21 protein-coding genes and 2 pseudogenes are annotated in these 20,760 nt (G+C 68.8%); 4 read left to right on the forward strand and 19 right to left on the reverse strand.

Features of this window, described 5'->3' with window-relative positions; translation table 11 throughout:
* Window positions 1-14 precede the first annotated feature (14 nt).
* The 10 genes and pseudogenes from ACFU5V_RS17730 to ACFU5V_RS17775 form a co-directional block, all read right to left on the reverse strand.
* Entirely contained in the window at window positions 15-1,034 is a 1,020-nt protein-coding gene (locus ACFU5V_RS17730) for a lysophospholipid acyltransferase family protein (RefSeq protein WP_378431263.1), read from the reverse strand.
* Window positions 1,031-2,074 (reverse strand): NAD-dependent epimerase/dehydratase family protein, encoded by a 1,044-nt coding sequence (locus ACFU5V_RS17735; protein ID WP_378431300.1) that lies wholly within the window; start codon window positions 2,072-2,074, stop codon window positions 1,031-1,033. Before ACFU5V_RS17735 ends, ACFU5V_RS17730 begins: the two co-directional genes overlap by 4 nt.
* Before the next feature lie 200 nt (window positions 2,075-2,274).
* Window positions 2,275-2,376, reverse strand: a complete 102-nt coding sequence (locus ACFU5V_RS17740; RefSeq protein ID WP_003402602.1) for a 30S ribosomal protein bS22 — start codon at window positions 2,374-2,376, stop codon at window positions 2,275-2,277.
* Window positions 2,377-2,576: 200 nt separating this feature from the next.
* Window positions 2,577-2,813, reverse strand: coding sequence for a helix-turn-helix domain-containing protein (locus tag ACFU5V_RS17745; RefSeq protein ID WP_005258384.1), 237 nt, complete (start codon window positions 2,811-2,813; stop codon window positions 2,577-2,579).
* 125 nt (window positions 2,814-2,938) lie between these two features.
* Window positions 2,939-3,769: pseudogene (gene proC / locus ACFU5V_RS17750) on the reverse strand (pyrroline-5-carboxylate reductase); the annotation flags it as partial.
* A gap of 21 nt (window positions 3,770-3,790) precedes the next feature.
* Window positions 3,791-4,633: a thioesterase family protein gene (locus tag ACFU5V_RS17755; RefSeq protein ID WP_378431262.1), complete on the reverse strand. Its 843-nt coding sequence runs from the start codon at window positions 4,631-4,633 to the stop codon at window positions 3,791-3,793.
* Window positions 4,630-5,265 carry a MerR family transcriptional regulator gene (locus ACFU5V_RS17760; protein ID WP_378700940.1) on the reverse strand — a complete coding sequence of 212 codons (636 nt, stop codon included), beginning with the start codon at window positions 5,263-5,265 and terminating at the stop codon, window positions 4,630-4,632. The genes ACFU5V_RS17755 and ACFU5V_RS17760 overlap by 4 nt, the downstream gene beginning before the upstream one ends.
* Before the next feature lie 84 nt (window positions 5,266-5,349).
* On the reverse strand, window positions 5,350-6,291 hold the full coding sequence (locus ACFU5V_RS17765) for a sugar phosphate isomerase/epimerase family protein (RefSeq protein ID WP_378701136.1): 942 nt from the start codon (window positions 6,289-6,291) through the stop codon (window positions 5,350-5,352).
* Between the two features lie 7 nt (window positions 6,292-6,298).
* Entirely contained in the window at window positions 6,299-7,525 is a 1,227-nt protein-coding gene (locus ACFU5V_RS17770) for a hypothetical protein (protein WP_378700942.1), read from the reverse strand.
* Window positions 7,522-8,475: a hypothetical protein gene (locus ACFU5V_RS17775; protein ID WP_378431257.1), complete on the reverse strand. Its 954-nt coding sequence runs from the start codon at window positions 8,473-8,475 to the stop codon at window positions 7,522-7,524. Before ACFU5V_RS17775 ends, ACFU5V_RS17770 begins: the two co-directional genes overlap by 4 nt.
* A 66-nt stretch (window positions 8,476-8,541) precedes the next feature.
* Here ACFU5V_RS17775 and ACFU5V_RS17780 point away from each other — a divergent pair, with 66 nt between their 5' ends.
* Both ACFU5V_RS17780 and ACFU5V_RS17785 read left to right on the forward strand, forming a co-directional pair.
* Complete coding sequence (locus ACFU5V_RS17780) at window positions 8,542-9,327, forward strand: hypothetical protein (protein WP_378431256.1); 786 nt, start codon at window positions 8,542-8,544, stop codon at window positions 9,325-9,327.
* Between the two features lie 69 nt (window positions 9,328-9,396).
* Window positions 9,397-9,732, forward strand: a complete 336-nt coding sequence (locus tag ACFU5V_RS17785) for a hypothetical protein (RefSeq protein ID WP_378700944.1) — start codon at window positions 9,397-9,399, stop codon at window positions 9,730-9,732.
* A gap of 102 nt (window positions 9,733-9,834) precedes the next feature.
* Here the strand turns inward: ACFU5V_RS17785 and ACFU5V_RS17790 are convergent, their stop codons facing one another.
* The 8 genes from ACFU5V_RS17790 to ACFU5V_RS17825 form a co-directional block, all read right to left on the reverse strand.
* On the reverse strand, window positions 9,835-10,524 hold the full coding sequence (locus ACFU5V_RS17790) for a response regulator transcription factor (protein ID WP_005251956.1): 690 nt from the start codon (window positions 10,522-10,524) through the stop codon (window positions 9,835-9,837).
* The gene (locus tag ACFU5V_RS17795; protein ID WP_378442496.1) at window positions 10,521-11,729 is read right to left on the reverse strand and encodes a sensor histidine kinase; all 1,209 of its coding nucleotides are present in this window, start codon (window positions 11,727-11,729) and stop codon (window positions 10,521-10,523) included. The genes ACFU5V_RS17790 and ACFU5V_RS17795 overlap by 4 nt, the downstream gene beginning before the upstream one ends.
* Window positions 11,730-11,878: 149 nt before the next feature.
* The gene (locus ACFU5V_RS17800; RefSeq protein WP_378700947.1) at window positions 11,879-12,634 is read right to left on the reverse strand and encodes a phosphoglyceromutase; all 756 of its coding nucleotides are present in this window, start codon (window positions 12,632-12,634) and stop codon (window positions 11,879-11,881) included.
* A 43-nt stretch (window positions 12,635-12,677) separates the two neighbouring features.
* The gene (locus tag ACFU5V_RS17805) at window positions 12,678-14,273 is read right to left on the reverse strand and encodes an AMP-binding protein (protein WP_378700949.1); all 1,596 of its coding nucleotides are present in this window, start codon (window positions 14,271-14,273) and stop codon (window positions 12,678-12,680) included.
* A 106-nt stretch (window positions 14,274-14,379) separates the two neighbouring features.
* Complete coding sequence (locus ACFU5V_RS17810; RefSeq protein ID WP_095862545.1) at window positions 14,380-14,871, reverse strand: YbjN domain-containing protein; 492 nt, start codon at window positions 14,869-14,871, stop codon at window positions 14,380-14,382.
* Window positions 14,868-16,226: a D-inositol-3-phosphate glycosyltransferase gene (gene mshA, locus ACFU5V_RS17815; protein WP_378440746.1), complete on the reverse strand. Its 1,359-nt coding sequence runs from the start codon at window positions 16,224-16,226 to the stop codon at window positions 14,868-14,870. Before mshA ends, ACFU5V_RS17810 begins: the two co-directional genes overlap by 4 nt.
* A gap of 12 nt (window positions 16,227-16,238) precedes the next feature.
* Window positions 16,239-17,066 (reverse strand): alpha/beta fold hydrolase, encoded by an 828-nt coding sequence (locus ACFU5V_RS17820; RefSeq protein ID WP_378440744.1) that lies wholly within the window; start codon window positions 17,064-17,066, stop codon window positions 16,239-16,241.
* Window positions 17,012-18,214, reverse strand: a complete 1,203-nt coding sequence (locus tag ACFU5V_RS17825) for an MFS transporter (protein ID WP_378700951.1) — start codon at window positions 18,212-18,214, stop codon at window positions 17,012-17,014. Before ACFU5V_RS17825 ends, ACFU5V_RS17820 begins: the two co-directional genes overlap by 55 nt.
* A 56-nt stretch (window positions 18,215-18,270) precedes the next feature.
* Here ACFU5V_RS17825 and ACFU5V_RS17830 point away from each other — a divergent pair, with 56 nt between their 5' ends.
* Window positions 18,271-19,044, forward strand: a complete 774-nt coding sequence (locus ACFU5V_RS17830; RefSeq protein ID WP_378440740.1) for a PIG-L family deacetylase — start codon at window positions 18,271-18,273, stop codon at window positions 19,042-19,044.
* Between the two features lie 141 nt (window positions 19,045-19,185).
* Window positions 19,186-20,217 (forward strand): tocopherol cyclase family protein, encoded by a 1,032-nt coding sequence (locus ACFU5V_RS17835; RefSeq protein WP_378700953.1) that lies wholly within the window; start codon window positions 19,186-19,188, stop codon window positions 20,215-20,217.
* Here the strand turns inward: ACFU5V_RS17835 and ACFU5V_RS17840 are convergent.
* Window positions 20,210-20,640: pseudogene (locus ACFU5V_RS17840) on the reverse strand (cysteine hydrolase family protein). The gene ACFU5V_RS17835 and the pseudogene ACFU5V_RS17840 overlap by 8 nt on opposite strands.
* Between the last annotated feature and the right edge of the window lie 120 nt (window positions 20,641-20,760).

The raw sequence follows: 20,760 nt of genomic DNA on the forward strand, positions 1-20,760 counted from the left end.
CCGCGCGCCGCGGCTCAGCCCAGGAACACGTTCCGGCGCTTGGCGAGGAGCCGGTACAGCGTCTGCTGAATGGTCTCCCGGACGTGGTCGGTGACCTCGAACAGTTCCATCGGGTCGTCGGCCGCCGACGCGTCGTACGTGTCGGTGACGATCGGCTTGCCGAACTCGATGTACCACTTCGACGGCAGCGGCACGAGGCCGAGCGGGCCGAAGTGGGGGAACAGCGGGGTCACCGGGAAGTACGGCATCCCCAGCAGTCGGGCGAGCGTGCCGAGTTCACCGATCTTCGGGTAGATCTCCTCGGACCCGACGATCGAGCACGGAATGATCGGCGCACCGGTCCGCATGGCGGCGGACACGAAGCCACCGCGGCCGAACCGCTGCAACTTGTACCGTTCGCTGAACGGTTTCCCGATGCCCTTGAACCCTTCGGGAAACACGGCCGCGACCTCCCCGTCCTGCAGCAGGCGGACGGCGTCCGGGTGGCACGCGAGCGTGTGCCCGGCCTTGCGGGCGACACCGCCGACCAGCGGCATCTCGAACGCGAGGTCGGCGGCCAGCATCCGCAGCGGGCGATGCGCGGGGTGGTGGTCGTGCACGGCGACGGAGGTCATCAGGCCGTCGATGGGCAGCACACCGGCATGGTTGGCGACCACCAGCGCGCCGCCGGTCGACGGAATGTTCTCGATACCGCTCACCTCGACGCGGAACCATTTGTCGAACAGTGGGCGCAGGATGGGGAGCCACACGTTCTCGGCGAAATGGGGGTCGTAGCCGAAGTCGTCGACGTGATAGTCGCCCGAGAGCCGGCGGCGCACGAACTCGGCGGTGTTGACGATCTGCTCGGCCAGGGCGTGGCGGACGGCGTCGACGGCCGAGGACTCGGTGACGGGCTCGGGTGGGGTGATCACGGCGGGTGGCGGCATGGCGGACGGATGTCTGCTCTCGCTCTGTTCACGCCTCGAACGTCCGATAGCGGTCCCGCGCGCGGCTGTCGCACCGTGCAACGGAATGACCTTCGCCACTTCGTTCACCTCTCCCCTTTCGCCGTGCCGGTAAGAGCGAGTAGTGCGTTCTCTGCTGCGTCGACCCATTCGTTCTTGATGATCGCCTTGACGCCGGCAGCACGAGCGAAGTCGTCGAGCGCCTGCATCGAGGTCCACCGTGGCTCGAAGGATAGTTCGGTTCGCATGCGCGTGGTGTCCAGTCCGCAACCGAAATGGAAGTATTCGAGTTGCTCGGTGGTGTACGACCGCATCACCGGCCCCATCAGCGCACGCCCGAGGTTACGGAACAACGCGAAAGGCATCGGAACCTCGATCCGCCCGGCGCGGCGGATGGCCTGCGACATCATGACGACGCCGTCGCCCGCGACGTTGAACGTGCCCGGCGGACCCGACACCGTGGCCCGTTCCAGTGCGGCCAGCGCGTCCTCCTCGTGCAGGACCTGCAGGCGTGCGTCCCGCCCGAGTATGGTCGGCACGACCGGTGACGTGAGGTACTGCGCGACCGTCGCGTTGAGTCGCGGCCCGACCAGCGGTGCGAGGCGGACGATCGACACGCCGATGTCGGGGCGCCTGCGTCCCATTCCGCGCAGATACCCCTCGATCTCGATGCAGTCCCGCGCGTAGGCGCCCGCGGGGCGGCGCCGGGCGCTCATCTCCTCCGTGAACTTGGCCGGGTCCTTGGCGCTGCAGCCGTAGACGACGGAGGCCGAACGCAACACGACCTTACGGACGGACGGAGCCTTCTGGCAGACGGCGAACAACTGCATCGCGCCGATGACGTTCATGTCCTTCATGGCCGCGCGACTACCCGACTTCGGCGGGCGCGCCAGCGTCGACGCGTGCACGACGGTGTCGACCTCGGCGTTGCGAATCACCTTGCCGATCAGAGGATTCCGGATGTCGGCGCGCACGAACTCGGCACGGCCCATGCGGCGCAGCATGTCCTTGCTCGGCGACACCGCGTCCACCGCGATCACCCGCTCGATGGCCGGATTCTGAGCGAGCCGGGTGACGAGATATCCACCCAGAAACCTGCTGGCCCCAGTGACCAGCACGACGCGCGGCACCGCCGTCCGCGTAGTACTGTCTTCGTCACTCACAACCACAAAGACCCCCGATCACGTAGCGAGTGACGTCAACGATACGTGCAGGAAGGTGATGGCGCTTCGCACAACGACAATTGGCCGGTCGCCCACTACGCGACAGGAGCGGCAGGAAACGAAGGATGCCCGCCACCAAAAGGTGACGGGCATCCGGACGCAACTCTTTACTTACCGAGTTTCCTGCGCTGCACTCGGGTGCGGCGAAGCAGCTTACGGTGCTTCTTCTTCGACATGCGCTTGCGTCGCTTCTTGATCACTGAACCCATAGCGGGTGTCCCTCACGTTCTTCTCTAGCGTTCCTGCGCACGCCGATCACGTACGCTCGCGCCACTCTGGCGCCTGGGCCTCGTTTTAACTAGCTCAGCGCCTTACGACACCAGCTGGCTGGTACGACAGTCGCTAATCGTACCGGTGCGGGTCCTCTCCCCGAAAACGAGGTCGAAGTGACCCTCTTCGTGCCGATCGGTCAACCGGCGTCGAAGTACGAGGTTTCGAGGTAGTCGTGCACTGCTTTCGCATGCACTCTGAACGAGCGGCCCACGCGGACGGCGGGCAGTTCGCCGCTGTGCACCAACCGATACACAGTCATCTTGGACACTCTCATCAGCGTCGCTACCTCGGCGACGGTGAGAAATTGCGTTCCGGCCAGTGCCGGTTGTCCGTCCGGGGCCGAGCCCTTGGACGGCTTTTTTGCAGACGTCATCAACCACTTACCTCCGGCACGTCTCGCGCCGCCGGCTTCCCCTCCGGCGGAACAGACACGCACGTGCTACTTCGAGCTTAGCGGGACGGATGGGGTTACTGCGACGGGTGTGGGCAATCGAATATTCATTCGGTCGTCGTGCCGAGTTCGGCAGAACGAATTTTCGCGGCTTCGAGGGCGTCGAAAAAAGCTGTTCGGAGACCGTTTCCCTCCAGCCGGCGGATTGCCGCCGCGGTGGTTCCGCCGGGCGAAGTCACGGCGGCACGGAGTTCGGTCGCGCTCTCCCCCGACCTGTCGAGCATGGCCGCGGAGCCGACCATGGTCTGCACGACCAGTTCGGTCGCGGTCGCCCGGGTCAGTCCGAGCCCCACGCCCGCGTCGATCATGGCCTCGGCGACCAGGAAGAAGTAGGCCGGACCGGAGCCGGAGACGGCGGTGACGGCGTCGATCTGCGATTCGGGGACGACGACGACCTTGCCGACCGACGACAGGACGCCCCGGACCAGGTCGAGGTGTTCCTTCTTCACGTGTCTGCCGGGCGCGAGTACGCTGACGCCCTCACCGACCAGCATGGGTGTGTTGGGCATGACCCGGACCACCGGGAACCCGGCAGGCAGTCTCGTCTCGTAGAAGGCGGTAGGGATGCCGGCAGCGAGCGAGACGAGCAGCTGCTCGCGCTCGCCGTCGAGTTCCACCTTGGACACCTCGGTGAGCGCGGACTCGACGTCTCCCGGCTTGACGGCCATCACGATGACGTCGGCGCCTTCGGCGGCGTCGGACGGGGTGGTGACCCGCACCGAGTACGCCGCAGCCAGCTCGTCGGCGCGCGCAGGGTGCTGCTCGGCCACCACCAGATCCTTGACGGCGTGACCTGCCTGCAGAAGCCCCGAGATGAGGGCCTCGCCGATCTTGCCGCCTCCGATTACCGCAATTCTCGTCATGGCGAACAGCCTGCCACGCCGCTGTGCGGCGCCTTCCTAGCGGGGGATCATCGCCAGCTGCCGGCTCTGCACGACGATCGCCCCGGTCGAATCGAGGACGGTGTGGTCCTCCTCGAACCATGCGCCGCCGAGCACCGTGCTACTGGCCATCACGCGCAGCCAGCCCGGTGCGGGCTGCCTGCGCAGGTAGGTGGTCAGCTGGACCGTGGGTGCCCAGCCGAACATGCCGCGGTTCATCGTCACGGGGGCGCTGATGTCGCCGGTCATGATCGCGAACAGCGCCGCGGTGTCGGGATCGCTCTCGTCGCCGGCTCGCGGTCGCACCCACATGCGGACTTCGGGTTCGCCCTGGTTGCCGGTCAGGAAGTGCGCCGACGTCCCGTCCACCCGCATGTCGCAGCCCTGCGCCACGTGGACGATCTGCCCCATCGGGTGGTCGGCCGTGAGCACGACGGCGTCGGCGGGCGGCTCCACCGGGAGCTGCGCCAGGGCGTGGTCTCCGCTGTACTGCGGTTCGCCCACGTCAGGGACGCCGAGCGTGACCGACGCGTGCACGGCCACACGGTCGCCCTGCGTCAGCTCCACGTCGACGAACGACACCTGCTTACCCTGCTTGCGCACCGTCGTCGACAGCGTCACCTCGCCCGGATCCGGGGCGGACAGGTAGTTGGCCCCGACCGCGAGGGGCTGCACCCGGGGCAGCCCGGCATCGCCGGTCTCGTCGAGCAGTCGCCTGCGGGCGGCGGCGGCGCAGAGCGACATCATCGAGCCGCCGTGCACCTTGGGGCCGATCGTCCAGATCGGGTCGATCGACGCCCGGTACGTCCCGTCACCGGCAGCGGTGAGGACGTTGAGATCGTGGAAGGGAGTTGAGCTCACTGCTGGTCCTGTTCTTCGGGGTTCCGGAAGCGCTTCTGCGCGACGTCCTGATGCGCGAGCCTGCGCATCGCGGCGATCACGGGCTCGTAGACAGCCGTGCCCAGCACCGCGTACCGGATCGCGTCCTCCGCCGAAGCCGTGGGCATGAGCCCGATGTCGATCTCGGCGATCCCGCGCACGTGGCGCCCGTAGGCGTCGAGTCGCTCCTCGGTCATCGGGATGCCGGCTTCCTCGAGTGCCACGAGGGCACGTTCGAGCTGACCGACCGCGACGTACCGGGGGTCGTACACCTGCCCGAGCCTGTCGAGGACGGCGCGGGCCCGCGGGAACTCGTCGGAATCGTCGGCTGGTGTGTCGAGGTAGGGCGGGAGTTGCGCGATGGCCTGGCCGAGGACGTCGAACAGCGAGCCGTCGGGATGGTCGACGAGGCGGAGTATCTCCCGGATGCGGGGAATCGGCAGTCCGGCTCCGGCCAGCGCCTTGACGAGGCCGAGGCGCTGCACGTGCTCCTCGCCGTACCGGGCCTGGGTGGCGCTCGTCGCCTCGCCGGGCATCAGCAGACCTTCGCGCAGGTAATACTTCACCGTCGCGAGCGGAACGCCGGTGCGGGCGACCAACTCGGAAACGCGCACGGCCCCTCCTTCGGCAACTCGACTGGATACTAAAACTATCCAATGTGACCCCGAGCTTACCGCAGGAGAAACCCGGCAGACGCCTCAGGTGTCGTCGTGATCGCCGCCGGAGTGGCTGCGCGGCGACCCCGACGCGGCGCGGCCCGGTTCGAGGTGGTCACGGGCGAACGCCAGCGCCTGCGCGAGCATCGACGACCGTTCCCGCTGCGTGCGGGCGTTCTGCGTGTTGATCTCGACCACGGCCTGCCCGTCGAACCCGGTGTCGACGAGGTGACGGCACAGCTGCGCGCAGGGCTGGGCGCCGTGACCGGGAATGAGGTGCTCGTCCATCGACGCACCCCGGCCGTCGGCGAGGTGGAGATGCGCGAGACCCTCCCCCATCCGCTCCGCCAGTTTCATCGCATCCATCCCGGCCGTGGCCGTGTGCGACAGGTCGAGCGTGTAGTGGGCGTGCCCCGAATCGGTGGGGTCGTAGGACGGGCTGAACGCCGACAGCGCCGCCCCGGGCCCGCCGCGCCGCCGCAGCCGCTCGGCGGACCTCTCCTTGCTGCCGAAGAAGCCGTCCGCCCGCATGGGGAACATGTTCTCCACCGCGACGATCACGTCGCTGCGCTGTTCCAGGCCGGCCACTTGATCGGCGAAGCCGTCGGCATAACGGCGCTGCCAGCGGAACGGGGGGTGCACCACGACGCTCGTCGCCCCGAGCGATTCGGCGGTGCGCACGGATCGCTCCAGCTTCGCGACCGGGTCGGCGCCCCACACCCGCTGCGAGATGAGCAGGCACGGCGCGTGGATCGCCTGAACCGGGATCGCGTACCTGCGCACCAGTCCGGCCACCGCGCCGGCGTCCTGGCTGACCGATTCGGCCCACACCATCAGTTCGACGCCGTCGTATCCCAGATCGGCCGCGTACCGGAATGCCGCCTCGGTGTTCTCCGGGTACACCGAGGCCGTCGACAGGCCCACCAGTACCTTCCGCCCACGCGGTGACCGTCGAACCTGCTCGTGCCCGCTGTCCCCGACCATGAGCAACTCAGCCCGACGCAAGCATGAAGGCTAACGGCCCCAGAGTGACGATCATCCCGACGACGACGGCGATCACGAAACTGGTGATGTCGTCGGTGCGGCGCAGGATGCGGACCATGGCGACCAGGCCCACGATGACGAGCAGCGCCAGAATCAGCGCGACCCACGGGAAGACGTCCCACAGCTTCTCGAAACCCTTGAAGAGCAGGGCCCCGGCGATCACGGCCACCACACCCTGACCGATGAGGACGGCCCACTCGCGGGTGGAGTTCTCGCCGGCCTCGTCGTTCCTGCCCGCCTTCGCGGCCTCGGCCTTCTCGGCCTTCGCCTCCTTGCGGGAACGGCGCGGGGTCTCGGTCTTGTGCGTGTCGTCGTCGCGCTGCGCGGTGTCCGCCTCGTCGGTGGCGGCCTCGATGAGGTCCGTCTCCTCGGCCGCGTTCGCCGCATCCGAGTCCCGGGACTGACGCATCAGGTCGCCGGCCAGCGTCGATCCGGACAGCAGCGCGGGTTCCGGCTTCGCCGTGGCGGGGGCCTCCGGCTTCGGCGTCTTCGCGAACTTCGACGCGCCGTTCGACGCTGCTGCCGTACCCGCCTTCGCCGATGTTCCGGGTTTCGCCGGGGCTTCGGGCTTCGCGGTGGGCTTCGCTGGTGTAGTGGACTTCGCGGCCGGTTCGGCCTTGGCCGGGGTGTCGGCCTTCGGCGCCGGTGTCACCCGCGGAGCGGCGACGGTCGGGGCCGGTTCCGGCTTCTTCACGACCGGGGCGGCCACCGTCGGAGCCGGCGTGGCGGCCTCCGGCGCGGGCGGTTCCTTCCGGACTGCGCGGCTGACCCAGGTTCCCTGGTGATCGCGCGACGTGCCGCCCGGCACCACGGCGCGGCCACGGCCGGCGGGACGACTGGCGATGGGTTCGTCGTCGTCATCGTCGCTGTCGTCGACTGGAGCCTCGACAGCGGCGGTGCGCTCGTCAGCCCGCACCGACGATGCTGCCGGCGCAGACGGCGTCGCCGGCGCGGGCGTGCGCGACGGCTCGGGCGCGGCAGGTTCCGGCTCGGAATCGGATTCGAGTGCCCGCGATTCGGACGGGTCCCGCACCACCGGAATTTCACCGGTCAGCTCGGCGACGGAGATTCCTCCCGCGACGCCACGCCGACGCCGTCCGCCCCGGGACTCCACCTGCTGCCCGTTGCGTTTGAGCAGCTCTGACACAGAGATCTGCTGACTGTCCTCGGTCATCGAGCACCCACCATCAATTCACCGCCCATTTCCGTATCGAGCTTGCGGAGGATCAAACCCTCGCGCAGAGCCCAGGGGCAGATTTCGAGTTCCTCCACGCCCAGTGCTCTCATGCTGGCCTCCGCAACGAGTGCTCCGGCCACGATCTGCTGCGACCTGTCGGAGCTCACCCCTTCCAATTCTGCACGGTCCGAGGCCGTCATCCGCGAAATGAAAGCTATGAGTTGCCTGAGACCGCTGGCGGTGAGGGTGCGCTTGACCCGCGGGCCCGCGCCGGACGGTGCGGCGCCCGTCAGCCGGGCCAACGACCGGAACGTCTTTGACGTGCCGACGGCCCGGTCCCACTGCCCCGCCGTGCGCAGTTCCTTCGACGGGACGGTCAGTTCGGCGTCCAGCCAATCCCTCAGCACCGCCACACGACGCTTGCCCGGCGGGTCGGCCTCGAGCCAGTCCCTGGTGAGCCGTCCCGCGCCGAGTTGCAGCGACAGGGCGACGTCCGGGTCCTCGTCGCCGCCCGTCGTCAGTTCGAGGGATCCGCCGCCGATGTCGAGGTTCAGGATGCGGCCCGCGCTCCACCCGAACCATCGGCGCACGGCGAGGAACGTCAGCCGGGCCTCGTCGACACCCGACAGGACTTCGAGCGTCACCCCGGTCTCGTCGTGGACGCGCGCGAGCACGTCGTCCGAGTTGTTGGCGTCGCGGACGGCGGACGTCGCGAAGGCCATGAGTTCACCGCACCCGGAGGTCCTCGCGATGCTGGCGAAATCTGCCACCGTCGTGACCAGGCGATCTGCACCCTGAGCGGTGATGTCGCCCTTGTCGTCGGTGTTCTCCGCCAGCCTCAGAGTCGACTTGGTCGAACTCATCGGTGTGGGGTGGCCGCCCCTGTGGGCGTCCACTACGAGAAGATGGACGGTGTTGCTTCCGACGTCGAGTACCCCTAGTCGCACATTGACACGGTACTGGGTCTACCGTCGGGCTTTGTGACAGCACGTAAAGCAGGGCGTTCACACAAGATGACACCCAGCCCCGAAGTACCCCTCGACTTCGCTCGCGAATGGGTCGAATTCCCCGATCCCGACAACGCCGAGCACCTCATCGCCGCGGACATGACGTGGCTGCTATCCCACTGGACCTGCGTGTTCGGCACTCCGGCCTGCCAGGGCATCATCGGCGACCGGCCGGACGACGGCTGCTGTTCGCACGGCGCGTTCCTCTCCGACGAGGAGGATCTGGAGAAGCTGAACAAGTCAGTGAAGCTGCTCACACCCGAGGACTGGCAGTTCATGGAGAAGGGGCTCGGCAAGAAGGGGTACATCGAGGAGGACGACCTCGAGGACGAGCCCGCGCTGCGCACCCGCCGGTATCACGGCGCCTGCATCTTCCTGAACCGTCCCGGCTTCGAGGGCGGTGTCGGTTGCGCGCTGCACTCGATGGCGCTCAAGCGCGGAATCGAGCCGCTCGAGGTCAAGCCGGACGTGTGCTGGCAGCTCCCGATCCGCCGCACCCAGGAGTGGGTGGAACGCCCCGACGGCGAGCAGATCCTCAAGACCACCATCACCGAGTACGACCGGCGTGGCTGGGGCGAGGGCGGCGCGGACCTGGATTGGTACTGCTCGGGCTCACCCGACGCTCACGTCGGCGCCAAGGCCGTCTGGCAGTCGTACGCGCCGGAGCTGACAGAACTGCTCGGCAAGGCCGCGTACGCGGAATTGGCGAAGCTGTGCAAGCGCAGGGCAGGCCTCGGACTCGTCGCAGTCCATCCCGCGACCGTGGCCGCACAGCGGAAGGCCGCCGGGTAACGGACCGGACCCAGCGGTCGATTTAGCCGTCACGGCCCCATTCCGGGCACAGCCACGACGGGAGAGAACATGTTCGCTCGAATTCTGACCGGTGCCCTGTTGACCGCCGCGGCAACGCTCGCCCTTGCGCCGACCGCGTCCGCCGACCCGACCCCGGACTGGAACACCTTCTACGACAAGACGACGAACTTCGTCGCACCGTTCGATCCGGGCGCCTTCGGCGACAAGGGTGACCGGGCGCTCGTGCTGAGCCCGTACGGCACCGGCCGGGTCATCGAATGCAAGGGCGACGGGCACTACGTCGCGGTCTACTGCAGGCAGTTCGACGACCAGGGCCGCGAGCACGCGATCACGCAGATCATCTCGGCACCGTTCCGCGGCGTCTGGGTGTACAACCCGTTCTGACCGACGCCCGTTCCGGCAGACGCCCACGAATTCGTCAGCCGCACCGGCAATTGCCTGTGCGGCTGACGAATTCGTGCGCAACCGTGTCGGGCCGGCGTCCGCTCACGCCTCCAGTTTGTAGCCCAGCCCGCGGACGGTGACGAGGTGTTCCGGCTTGGCCGGGTCGGTCTCGATCTTCGAGCGCAGACGCTTGACGTGCACGTCGAGGGTCTTGGTGTCGCCGACGTAGTCCGCGCCCCACACCCGGTCGATCAACTGTCCGCGGGTGAGCACGCGGCCCGAGTTCCGCAGCAGGTACTCGAGGAGGTCGAACTCCTTGAGCGGCAGCGTGACGGCCTCGCCGTTCACCTGGACCACGTGCCGTTCGACGTCCATCCGGACCGGTCCGGCCTCGAGGACGGCCGAGTCCTGCGCGACGTCGAGTTCACTGTCGACGCCCCGGCGCAGCACCGCGCGGATGCGGGCGATCAGTTCCCGCGCCGAGTACGGCTTGGTCACGTAGTCGTCGGCGCCGAGTTCGAGGCCCACCACCTTGTCGATCTCGCTGTCCCGCGCCGTGACCATGATGACGGGGACGCCGGACCGGCTGCGGAGTTGCTTGCAGACGTCCGTGCCGCTCATGCCGGGCAGCATGAGGTCGAGGAGGACGATGTCGGCACCGGCCCGGTCGAACTCGGCGAGCGCGGACGGTCCGTCGCCGACGATCGTCGTCTCGAATCCCTCCTTGCGGAGCAGGAAGGCCAATGGGTCGGCCAGTGACTCCTCGTCTTCCACGATCAGCACACTTGTCATCGCTTGGCCTCCATACCGGTTTCTCTCCTCCCGACAGTTCCGCCGTCGGCGTCCCCGCCGTTCGTCTCTACTGTCTCGATGTGTGCAGGAATCTGCAGGGTAAACGTCGAACCCGTTCCGGGCTTGCTCCACAGGTCGATCGATCCGTTGTGGTTGGCGGCCACGTGCTTGACGATCGCGAGGCCGAGTCCCGTCCCGCCGGTCGCCCGGGCCCGCGCCTTGTCGACGCGGAAGAAGCGTTCGAAGACGCGTTCCTGGTCGGCCTTGGCGATGCCTTCGCCGCGGTCGGTCACCGAGATCGCCACGTTGTCGCCGCGGATGGACCGGCTCACCGAGACCGGGGATCCCTTCGGCGAATAGGCGATGGCGTTCTGCACCAGGTTGGACAGTGCGGTGACGAGCAGCGCGCGGTCGCCGAGGACTTCGTAACCGCTGTTGTGGTCCGTGGTGACGGCGATGCCTGCGGCTTCGGCGGAGATCTTGCAGCGCTGCAGTGCCTCGTCCACCACCTCGTCGACGGAGACGGCCTCGAGGTCGGGCAACTTCTCGGCGCCCTGCAGCCGGGACAGCGCGATCAGTTCGGTGACCATCTTGCCGAGGCGCACGGATTCACCGAGCACGCGTTCGCCGAAGTGCCGGACCGAATCGGGATCATCCGCCGATTCGAGGAGTGCCTCCGCGAGCAGACCCATCGCGCCGACGGGCGTCTTGAGTTCGTGGCTGACGTTGGCGACGAAGTCGCGACGGGTCGCTTCCATCCGCACCTGCTCGGAGTCGTCGTCGGCGAACAGGACCACGAAGTTGTGGTCCTCCTTGCTGAGCAGGCGTGCGGTGCCGCGCACCGCGATCCGGTCGCGTCCCCGCTGCGGGGTCTTGGTGCTGAGGTCGACCTCGACGGGTTCGCCGGTTTCGAGGACGCGGAGCGCCGCCACCCACGCACGGTCATCGACGAGACGGTTCCGCACCAGGCCCAGCTCTTCGGCGCGGGGGTTGAACAGGACGACGTCGTGGAACTGGTCGACGACGGCGATACCGCTCTCGGACGCCAGCACGATCAGGTCGAGGACCTGAGACATCGTGAGCCCCGACGTCTCTTCCATTCGCTGCGCCTGCCGGGTGGACAGCATGGGGATCAGCACGCCACCGACGAGGTAACCGACGAAGCCGCCCACGATGGCAAGCAGGACGGCTTGAACAACACTCACGCCTGAATCGTACGTTCGCGCGGCGGGCCGGTTACGCAGGGTCCAGGCATTTCCGCGCACGTCACACGCGGCAACCGGAGTCTTCGTCCGCAGTTAACCTGCTGTTGGCCGGACGTCCCGCGAACGGGACGTCCGGCCGGTTGCACGGGTTACTTCCCGCCCTGGTTCGCGACCGCGGCGGCGCCGGCGGCGGCGGCCTCGGGGTCGAGGTAGGTGCCGCCGGGGTTGAGCGGCTTCAGGTTCTCGTCCAGGTCGTAGCGCAGCGGGATGCCCGTGGGGATGTTCAGCCCGGCGATGTCCTCGTCGGAGATTCCGTCGAGGTGCTTGACGAGGGCGCGCAGCGAGTTGCCGTGCGCGGTGATCAGGACGGTCTTGCCGGCCTTCAGATCGGCCGAGATGGTGTCTTCCCAGTACGGGATCAGACGGACGACGACGTCCTTCAGGCACTCCGTGAGCGGGACCTCGTCGAGGTTCGCGTAGCGGGGGTCGGTGTCCTGGCTGTACTCGCTGCCCGGCTCGATCGTCGGCGGCGGGGTGTCGTAACTGCGGCGCCACAGCATGAACTGCTCGTCGCCGTACTTGTCCTTGACCTGCGCCTTGTTGCGTCCCTGCAGGGCGCCGTAGTGGCGCTCGTTGAGACGCCAGTCGCGGATGACGGGAATCCAGTGCCGGTCCGCCGTGTCGAGCGCGATGTTGGCGGTGCTGATGGCGCGGCGCAGCAGGGACGTGTACAGCACGTCGGGGAGCAGGTCGTGCTCGAGCAGCAATTCGCCGGCGCGCTTGCCCTCGGCGATGCCCTTATCGGTCAGGTGGACGTCCACCCAGCCGGTGAACAAGTTGAGCGCATTCCATTCGCTCTCGCCGTGGCGGAGCAGCACAAGGGTTCCGGTACTCATGCCGTTCATCCTGGCATGCCTGCCGGAACCCTCGCGCCGTGAACCCCTGCCGTCAGGTCCGGCGGGCCTCGCCGGCCCGGAGGTCTTTGCGGAGGATTTTGCCTGCGGCGGACTTGGGGACGAGGTCGATGAACTCGACCCTGCGGACCTTCTTGTGCGGGGAGACCCGGTCGGCGACGAACGCGATCACCGCCGCCTCGTCCAGATCCTCGGCACCGGGCTGGGTGACGACGAACGCCTTCGGCACCTCCTCACCCTCCTCGTCGAGGACCCCGATGACGGCGGCGTCGGCGATCTGCGGGTGCGTCAGCAACAACGCCTCCAGTTCGGCGGGCGGCACCTGATACCCCTTGTACTTGATCAGCTCCTTCATCCGGTCCACGATCGTCACCACCCCCTCCGCGTCGACGGTCGCGATGTCCCCGGTGTGCAGGAACCCGTCCGCGTCCAGGGTGTCCGCGGTCGCCGCCTCGTTGCCCAGGTACCCGGCCATGATGTTCGGGCCCTTGCACCACAACTCCCCCGGCGCACTGACCCCCACGGCCGGGTAGTCGACCTCCTGCCCGGTCGCGGGGTCGACCAGTTTGCATTCCATGTTCGCGATCGTCGGGCCGACCGAGTCCAGGGCGATGTCGTCGCGGTCGAACGGGATCGCGTGCGAGACCGGACTCATCTCCGACATCCCGTACCCCTGCCGCACCCGGCAGCCGAGCCGGGTCGCGACGGCCTTACCCAGTTCCTGATCCAGCGGGGCGGCACCGGAGAACACCGAATGCACCGAGGACAGGTCGTAGTCGTCGACCAGCGGGTGCTTGGCCAACGCCACCGCGACCGGCGGGGCGATGAACACATACGTGCACCGCTGCCCGGACACGATCGACAGGAACTCGACGAGGTCGAACTTCGGCATCGTCACCAGGGCGGCCCGGTTGAACAGGGCCGCGTTGAGCAGCACCGTCATCCCGTAGATGTGGAAGAACGGCAGCACCGCCAACAGCCGGTCGTCGGCGCCGATGCCCATCCGCGGGTCGATCTGACACACGTTCGCGACCAGGTTGCGGTGGGTGAGCATCACCCCCTTCGGCCGGCCGGTGGTCCCCGACGAATACGGCAGCACCGCCAGCTGGGTGGCCGGGTCGAACGAGACGTCCGGCGCCTGATGGCCCTCGGTGAGCAGATCCGTCAGCGACGGGTGCCCGTCGGCGCCGTCGAGGACGATGACGTTCCCGGTGGGGATCCCGACCCGTGCCGCCGCGTCCGTCGCTTGCGGCAGCAGGCCGGAGACGGTGAACAGGAACTTCGCGTGCGAGTCGGTGAGCTGTTTGGCGATGTCCTCGGCGGTGTAGAGGGCGTTGACGGTGGTGGCGACACCGCCGGCGCGCAGGATGCCGTGGAACACCGCGGCGAACGCCGGCACGTTCGGTGAATGCAGGGCCACCACCTCACCGACCGCGAGACCGCGGGCCGCGAGCGCCCCGGCGACCCCGCCGATCTGCGCCACCAAAGTCTGGTAGGTGGTGACCGCACCCGAGGCACCGTCGACCAACGCGGGCCGCTCCCCGTCCGCCGGGTCGAGGTGACCGAACAGGAAATCGTAGACACTGCGGTTCGGGATCTCGACGTCCGGAAACGGGCTCTTGAAGCTCACGTGGGTCACTCCCTCGAAGTGTTGCAGAAGCAGTTGTGACTCCAGTCACAGGGTCGCCGCAACTCTACCCGCGCGCAATTCCCGTCCGCGGGAGGTCAACCCATACTCAGGACTGCGAGTCCTCGATGAGATGTTCGAACGGTTTCAGGTTCGCGAGCGACTCGCCGCGCGAGACACGCCATTCCCACTCCCGCTTGATGGAACCGGCGAATCCGAGTTCGAGAAGGGTGTTGAAGTCGCCGTCGGCCGCCTCGAGCACCTGCCCGAGGATGCGGTCCAGTTCGTCCGCGGTCACCGCGTGCTCGGCGATCTGACCGACCAGGTAGATGTCGCCGATCTTGTCGATCGTGTACGCCACCGAATACAGCCGGCGGTTGCGTCGCAGCAGGTACTTGTAGACGCCCTCGAAGTTCTCGTCGGGCTTGCGGCAGACGAATGCCTCGACGCGCAGGCCGTGCTTGCCGACTGTCAGGAGCGTGGTGGTCTTGAGCTTGCGCTCGCCGGGCAACTCGACGACGAAGTGTGTCGAGTCCTTCCTCGTGAAGTCCAACTCCCGGTCGGTCAGGGCGGATTCGATCACCTCGGCCAAATCGGTCATGCGCGCACTCCCCCGACCCTGCGCAGCTTCCACAATCCGCGTCCGCGACGCGGGGAGAACTCGCTCGGGCCGTGTCCGTAGTTGTAGTTGACGGTCGCCATCCGATAGCTCTCGAGGAGTCCGTCGGCGGTGTGTTCCCAGGAGAAATTCTCGGCGTGCCGCGGAGCCTCCGCGGCCAGCGCGGCCAGCCTGCCGGGCGCAGACACCAGAGACTGCAACGCCGTCGCCCAGTCCTCGGTGCGGTGCCCGTCCACGAGCAGCCCGGTCTCACCGTGCCGGACCGCGACGCCGAGTCCACCCACGTTCGCGGCGATCACCGGTGTGCCGCAGGCCTGCGCCTCGATGGCGACCAGCCCGAACGATTCCGAATAGCTGGGCACCGCAACGAGATCCGAAGCCCGGTACACATCGGCGAGCCGATCGGGCGCCTGCGGCGGGAGGAACGTGACCCGCGCGGCGATGCCGAGCGAGGACGCGAGTTCGATCAGCGCGTCCGGCCGGGCCAGTCCGGATCCGGACGGCCCCCCGACCACGAGCACCCGCAGCGACGACTCGGGATCCCGGGCGATCAGTTCGGCGGCGGCGCGGAGCAGTACGTCGGGGGCCTTGAGCGGCTGGATGCGTCCGACGAACGTCACGACGGTCTCGCGAGGGTCGAGCCCCAGTTTCGCGCGGGCGGCGTCCCGGTTGCCGGGGCGGTAGCGCGTCAGGTCGGCGCCGGGCGCCACCACGTCGATCCGGTTCGGGTCGGCGCCGTAGTGGCGGACCAGCTGATCGGATTCGTCGGTGGTGTTGGCCACCAGCCGGTCGGATTCGGCCACCACCTGCTGTTCGCCGATCTGACGGGCGGCCGGTTCGGGGGTGTCCCCCTCGGCGAGCGACAGATTCTTGACCGCGGCGAGCGTGTGCGCGGTGTGCACCAGCGGCACACCCCACCGGTCGCGGGCGAGCCAGCCGACCTGCCCCGACAGCCAGTAGTGCGAGTGCACCAGGTTGTAGTAGCCGGGTTCGTGGCGGGCCTCCTCGCGGAGCACCCCGGCCACGAACGCGCAGAGCTGCGTGGGCAGGTCCTGCTTGTCGAGTCCCTCGAACGGGCCGGCGACGACGTTGCGGACGAGGACGCCCGGCGCCGCTTCCTGGACGGGGGCGTCGGAGGACGACGTGGCCCGGGTGAAGATCTCCACCTCCACGCCGCGGCGGGCCATCTGGATGGCGGATTGCAGCACGTAGACGTTCATGCCGCCCGCGTCTCCGGTACCGGGCTGCGCCAGCGGTGAGGTGTGGACCGAGAGGACGGCCACCCTGCGGGGGCGCGAGTTGTGCAAGGGCGTCACCACTCCATAGTGCTCCCCCACCGATCGGCCTCTTTAACCGAGGTTGTCGACGAACGTGCCGACGTCCTTCACGAAGCGGCCGGGATCCTCGACGAACGGCCCGTGGTCGCAGCCCTCCCAGAACGACGCCCGCGCCTGCGGGATCAGGTCAGCAGCGTGCCTACCAGCCGAGACGTCGACGACGGAGTCCTCGGTGCCGTGCAGGACGAGTACCGGGACGTCGAGCGACCGGAGCAGGTCGTCGTGGCTCGCGGAGCGGTGGAACAGGGCGGCCCGCACGTGCGGCGGGGTGGCGAGGCTGGCGCCGAACAGCGCCTGCGACTGCGCGCCCTTGCCTTCGGGAGGTCCGGTGAGCGCGGTGCCGAACGCGCCCAGCGCGCGGATCGCCTCGCGCGGCTCCTCGGACATCGCGCCGGGGATCGCGGCGCGCATCGCCGCACCGACCTTGCCGCCGGCCTCCCCGCGACCGATGCTGGTGATGGCCCCGACGAGGACGACGCCGTCGACGGCGGACGTGCCGTGGGACTCCAGATAGTCGCAGATCACGAGGCCGCCGTAGGACCAGCCGAGGAGCACCGCACCGGACGTGACGCCTTCCGCCGTGAGCACCGCGTCGACGTCCCCGGCCCAGATCGCGGAGTCGTCGTAGCCGGCGGCCGGGGCGCCCGAGTAGCCGTGTCCGCGAAGGTCGACGGCGATCACGCGGTAGCGGGCGGCGAGTTCGTCGAGCACGCCGGTGCCCCAGCACTTCGACGACTGCGCCCAGCCGTGCAGGAGAACCAGGGCCCGCGCGTCGGGGTCACCGGTCACCGAGTAGACGAGGGGCGTTCCGTCGATGCCGACTGCTTCACGAATAGCCATGGGGTCACCATAGAGGCCAGCAACGCGGCGACCGCCGCCACCGCGTACCCGGCGGTCGTGCCGAATTCGTCGATCATCCGGCCGGCGAGCGCCGACCCGACGGCGACGCCGACACCGAGCCCGGTGACGATCCAGGTGATGCCCTCGGTGAGCGCGCCCGCGGGCACGATCTGCTCGACCAGACCGGTGGTGACGATCATGATCGGCGCCACCGTCATTCCCGCCACCGCGTAGGCGACGGCGAGCGCCGGAATGCTCCCGGCCAACAGCAGCGGCACCATCAGCACCGCCACCGCGAGGACCGCGACCATCAGCTGTTTCCGGAGCGACACCGACACCCGGATCGCACCGAACACGAGGCCCGCCGCCGCGGACCCGGCCGCGAACAGGGCCAGCACCACGGTGGCGGAGGCGGGTGCATCGTGGCTCCGGGTGAAGGCGATGGCCCCGACGTCGATGACGCCGAAGATCGTGCCCATCGACACCATGACCGCCACCAGGATCCACAGCGCGGGCGTCCGGACGACGGACGGTGTGCCGCCGTCCGGCGACGAGTGCACGGGCGGCTCGGTGCCACGCTGAGCGACGAGCGCGAGGGTGCCGACCACCAGCAGCACGAGTCCCGCGAGCGGTCCCGCCTCGGGGAACACCGTGACGGAGAGCCCGACGGAGACCACCGGTCCCGCGATGAAGCACAGTTCGTCCACCACCGCCTCGAATGCGAACGCCGTCCGCAGCAGTGGCGTCCCGCGGTACAGCTCGGTCCAGCGGGCGCGCACCATCGCACCGATCGTGGGCATGCAGCCGGCCGGGACAGCCCACACGAACAGCACCCAGTCGGGGGTCCCGAACCGCACGCACAGCAGCATCGCGGCGAGGGACGTCGCGCTGATCCCCGACGCGACGGGCAGCACGCGGGACTGCCCGTAGCGGTCGACCGCACGGGACACGACCGGCGTGATGAACGCGTAGGTCAGCGCGAACACCGCGGCCAGGGCGCCGGCGAGCGCGTAGTCTCCGCGCAGTTCGGACAGCATCGTGACGATGCCGATGCCGACCATGGCGATCGGTACGCGCGCGACGAATCCTGCTGCCGAGAACGCTGCGGAGCCGGGGGCGGCGAAGATCTGACGATAGGTACCGAGCACGCGTCGAGCCTCACAGATCGTGGCCGCGACTTCCAGCACGTGCAAGTATTGCGCTCATGAGTGTCCTGGTGTGTTTCCACGCCCATCCCGACGACGAAGTGTTCACCACCGGCGGCGTGATGCGTCAGGCCGCCGACGCCGGTCACCGCGTCGTCGTGGTCACCGCGACGGACGGGGCGCTCGGCGAGGCGCCCGAGGGGATTCTGATCGACGGCGAGTCGCTCGCCGAGCGTCGGCGCCGCGAACTCGAGGAGTCGACGTCGCTGCTCGGCGCCCAGCGTGTGGTGTTGCTGCACTACGCGGATTCCGGGATGGCGGGAACGCCGGAGAACGAGAATCCGGCAGCGTTCTGCAACGTCGACGTCGAGGAGGCCGCTACCCGGCTGGCCGCGATCCTCGTCGAGGAATCCGCCGACGTGGTCACCATCTACGACCCCAACGGTGGTTACGGGCACCCCGACCACGTCCAGGTGCATCACGTGGGCCTCCGGGCCGCCGAACTGGCCGGTGTGCCGCACGTGTACGAGGCCGCCGTCAGCCGCGACCACATCCGGCGACTGATGGCCGCGAATCCGGAATGGTCCGAGAACGCGCAGCCACCGGACCTCGACACGTTCGGCCTTCCGGACTCCGAGATCACCACCGTCGTCGACGTCACTTCGGCGATGGGCGCCAAACGCGCCGCGATGCACGCGCACGCCACCCAGATCGGGGACTTCGGCCCGTTCCTGCAGATGCCCGAAGAGCAGTTGCAGGCGGCGTTCGGTCAGGAATGGTTCCGCCGGCGCGGGGCGCCTGCGGGGCTCGCGGAGTCGTCGCTGCCGCTCTGACCGGAACTGCCTCCGCGGATTCGGGTCCGCGCCTAGCATCCACGGGTATGGACCCCGCTGATCTCGTCGCGACCATGCCGTTCGTCGTGCACACCGGGTCCGCAAGGGCACCGTCACCGCGACCGCGCGTCCGCTGAACCCGTGTCGAGACTGCTGCGGGCGTACCGGTCCACGGGTGCGGATCTGCCGTTCGGCAACGTCCTCGCCGCGCACGACGTCGCGATGGAAGGCTATTTCTGGCGGTTCACCCAGCCCGCGACCGGACAGGTCGTCATCGCACTGGCCGGAATCAACAGGGCCGCGGACGGCCACTGGGCGACGCTCGGTCTGGCCGGTCACCCCGCGAGGTTCCTGCGGACCGCCGCGCATCCGGAGGGCTACGCCAACCCGGCCGGACTCGGCGCGTTCGCCGGCGATCAGTTCCGCGGGTCCGTCGACCGCGTGCGGGTGGATCTCGGGCCGGACGCCCGCCTCGACGTCCGGATCGGCGCCCAGGTCCCGTGGCCGCGGCGCAGGCTCGGCGGGTCGAGCGTGTTCCAGACCGTGCCCGCGCTGAACCAGTACTGGCATCCGTGGTTGCTCGGCGGACGGGCCGAGGGAACCGCGGTGCTGGGCGGCACCGAGATCGACCTCGACGGCGCCCAGGTCTACGGCGAGAAGAACTGGGGCAGGGGCGGATTCCCCGACTCCTGGTGGTGGGGCCAGGCCCAGGGATTCGCCGACCGGCAGGCGTGCGTCGCGTTCGCCGGCGGCGAGATCACCGCGGGCGGGCTGCGCACCGAGGTCACGGCCGTCGTCGTCGCGCTGCCCGACGGCACGGTGTTCCGCCTCGGCAATCCGGTCACCTCCCCCGTGCGGGCGCACGTGACGGACGAGCGGTGGTCGCTGTGCGGCCGCGGCCGCACATGGAGCGTCGAGATCGAGGGCGCCTCCCCGCTGCGCTCGGCCCACGTGCTTCCGGTTCCGCTCCCCGCCGAGCGTCGCAACATTCCCGGCGCCCTCGAGCACCTCGCGGGTTCGATGAGTGTCACGGTGCGCCGCCGTGGTGAACTCGTCTGGGCGAACGAATCGCCGCTCGCCGCGTTGGAGCACGGCGGGATCGAGCGGGCGCGCGCGGAACTGCGCAGGCGGGGTGCGCCGCCGGACGCGACGTCGGCTCCGCCCCTCAGCTGATCACCTCGAGTTCGGGTGGCTGCAACGCCTCGACGATCTCGTCGGTCTCCGCGTGCAGAACCCCGATCCGTCCGGCCTCCTCCAGGTGACGCGCGTCGACGCCCGAGATCGCATCGGCGGCGACGAGCACCTTGTAGTCCCGTTCGCTGGCGTCGACGATCGTGGCGCGCGGACAGTTGGGGTAGTTGCAGCCCGCGATCACCACGGTGTCGACCCGCCACCGGCGCAGGTGCTCGTCGAGCCCGGTGCGGTAGAACGCACTCCACCGCGGCTTGAACAGGACGTGTTCGGTGGGCGATACGGCCTGGACGTCACCGGCGAGGAGCGATTCGGGGCCGAGGACTCCCGGTAGGCGTCCACGAGACGTGCGATCGCGGGCAGCACCGCCGACGTGCCCGGGATCGGGGCCCTCCCGCCGTCCACGAAGTCCACCTGCATGTCGACGACGAGCAGCGCGGACCGGCCGAGATCGGGCGCGAGGAACGGATCCGAGTTCTGCCGCCAGTGGGTCACGCAGCAAATCTAACGCTCACGCGGATTCTG

The organism is Rhodococcus sp. NPDC057529, assembly GCF_042802055.1.
Classification (GTDB): Bacteria; Actinomycetota; Actinomycetes; order Mycobacteriales; family Mycobacteriaceae; genus Rhodococcus_F.

What these genes read in the sequence shown, in the direction of transcription:
- ACFU5V_RS17740 (WP_003402602.1), bottom strand. Translation starts at nt 2,376, where the DNA reads ATGGGTTCAGTGATCAAGAAGCGACGCAAGCGCATGTCGAAGAAGAAG.
- ACFU5V_RS17745 (WP_005258384.1), bottom strand. Translation starts at nt 2,813, where the DNA reads ATGACGTCTGCAAAAAAGCCGTCCAAGGGCTCGGCCCCGGACGGACAA.
- ACFU5V_RS17765 (WP_378701136.1), bottom strand. Translation starts at nt 6,291, where the DNA reads ATGGTCGGGGACAGCGGGCACGAGCAGGTTCGACGGTCACCGCGTGGG.
- ACFU5V_RS17770 (WP_378700942.1), bottom strand. Translation starts at nt 7,525, where the DNA reads ATGACCGAGGACAGTCAGCAGATCTCTGTGTCAGAGCTGCTCAAACGC.
- ACFU5V_RS17780 (WP_378431256.1), top strand. Translation starts at nt 8,542, where the DNA reads ATGACACCCAGCCCCGAAGTACCCCTCGACTTCGCTCGCGAATGGGTC.
- ACFU5V_RS17785 (WP_378700944.1), top strand. Translation starts at nt 9,397, where the DNA reads ATGTTCGCTCGAATTCTGACCGGTGCCCTGTTGACCGCCGCGGCAACG.
- ACFU5V_RS17790 (WP_005251956.1), bottom strand. Translation starts at nt 10,524, where the DNA reads ATGACAAGTGTGCTGATCGTGGAAGACGAGGAGTCACTGGCCGACCCA.
- ACFU5V_RS17800 (WP_378700947.1), bottom strand. Translation starts at nt 12,634, where the DNA reads ATGAACGGCATGAGTACCGGAACCCTTGTGCTGCTCCGCCACGGCGAG.
- ACFU5V_RS17810 (WP_095862545.1), bottom strand. Translation starts at nt 14,871, where the DNA reads ATGACCGATTTGGCCGAGGTGATCGAATCCGCCCTGACCGACCGGGAG.
- ACFU5V_RS17820 (WP_378440744.1), bottom strand. Translation starts at nt 17,066, where the DNA reads ATGGCTATTCGTGAAGCAGTCGGCATCGACGGAACGCCCCTCGTCTAC.
- ACFU5V_RS17830 (WP_378440740.1), top strand. Translation starts at nt 18,271, where the DNA reads ATGAGTGTCCTGGTGTGTTTCCACGCCCATCCCGACGACGAAGTGTTC.